A 1,522-nucleotide genomic window follows, 5' to 3' on the forward strand; every position below is an offset into this window, starting at 1 on the left:
AATATTCCATAAAAATGTAGGGGTTTGATTTATCAAACCCGTTTCTTTTTCGGGCTCAATGAATTGAGCCCCTACTTTATCAACTTATTTACTATAGTTTGGCGAAAATTTGACTTATTAAAAAATTTTTGCGAGTATTACATAAGGGACTAATATAGCCCTCCTCGCCTGTCACAGGGCGAGGTAAAATCCTGCCTAATGCAGGCAAGGAGGTAACACTCGCATGATTAAAATTGTATCACCTACAGAGCCATTAGTCAAATTTCTCATGGTTATGAATCTAAAACTATCTAAACCTCAATCTGAACATCTACGCCGTACTATGGAAGGTCTGATAGCCTGTGAATCCTCTAAAACCCTTTCCATGATTAGCCGCCTATTCTGGGAAGCACCAGATCCCTGTAATCTTGCAGATTTCTTTCGTTTGAGTCCCTGGCAAGAAGAATTATTGAGAAAAAACACTCAACAACAACTTCTTTTCTGGGCTATCCAATACAATCTCCAACATGGGAAAGAACCTGAGGTGTTAGTGTCCATAGACGATTCCATTGCTTGCAAACCTAAAACAAGCAAGCATTTTGAGGCAGTGGACTGGCATTTTGATGCTACCAAAGGCAAAACCTATGCCCATGGCACCACTTTCATCACCTTCCATATTAAAGTAGGGGATATCTCTTTTCCTTTTAATTGGAAACTTTATCTTCGGGAAAAGACTGTCCGCAGAATTAACAAAAATAGAACTAAGAAACGCAAAATCAGATTTCATAGCAAGATGGCATTGGCTAAAATGATGCTAGAAGAACTTTCCCATATGCTACCGGAAGGTACCAGGGTCTATGTTTTGTTTGACAGCTGGTATGCTTCTAAGCATCTTCTTCGTTTTATACTTAAAAAGAACTGGCACGTCATTTGTGCGCTTAAATCCAACCGGGTCTTTAAAGGAAAGAGTCTTTCTAGACATGCCCGATATATAAGGAACAAGAGCCTAGAAACTATCTTTGTAGGCTCCGCGGACTCCACCACAAAATATTGGATTCGCGTCAAGAAAGGCCGCATCAAAGGCCTTAGAGAAGAAAACCTTGTTATCTTCTCCAAACGGCACCCCAGGGACAAACGCCCTGCGTACTTTTTGTCTACTGACACTGAGTTGTCAGGCAGACAAGTACTGGAATATTATACCAACCGTTGGGAAGTCGAAGTAGATCACCTTTACTTAAAAACCCGATTGGGATTAGCGGACTTTCGTGTTAGAAGTTATGAAGCAACATCCAAGTATTTCAGCGCGGTGTTTCTGACTCTCTGCTATCTCTATTGGAGAATCTTCAAGGAACAGGGTCACAAACTCAAGACCATAAGCGATGCTATTGCACTGCACAGAAAAGAGCAGTGGCAGGCAACTCTAGAAAAGTTTGGTGAGAAAGTGTTGAAGAAGCGAGCTGTAGAGCCGGTGATTCAACAGTTCCTTACTACTTGAGTATCTCACCACGCTGTCCGTATGTCATCTCCGTTTTCAACGGGGATG

1 protein-coding gene is annotated in these 1,522 nt (G+C 41.6%); it reads left to right on the plus strand.

Annotated elements, in window-relative coordinates; translation table 11 throughout:
• The first annotated feature begins 223 nt into the window (after positions 1-223).
• Positions 224-1,474: a transposase gene (locus tag AB1414_20650; GenBank protein ID MEW6609820.1), complete on the plus strand. Its 1,251-nt coding sequence runs from the start codon at positions 224-226 to the stop codon at positions 1,472-1,474.
• Positions 1,475-1,522: the final 48 nt, after the last annotated feature.

This window comes from bacterium, from assembly GCA_040755795.1.
In the GTDB taxonomy this organism is placed as follows: Bacteria; UBA9089; CG2-30-40-21; order CG2-30-40-21; family SBAY01; genus JBFLXS01.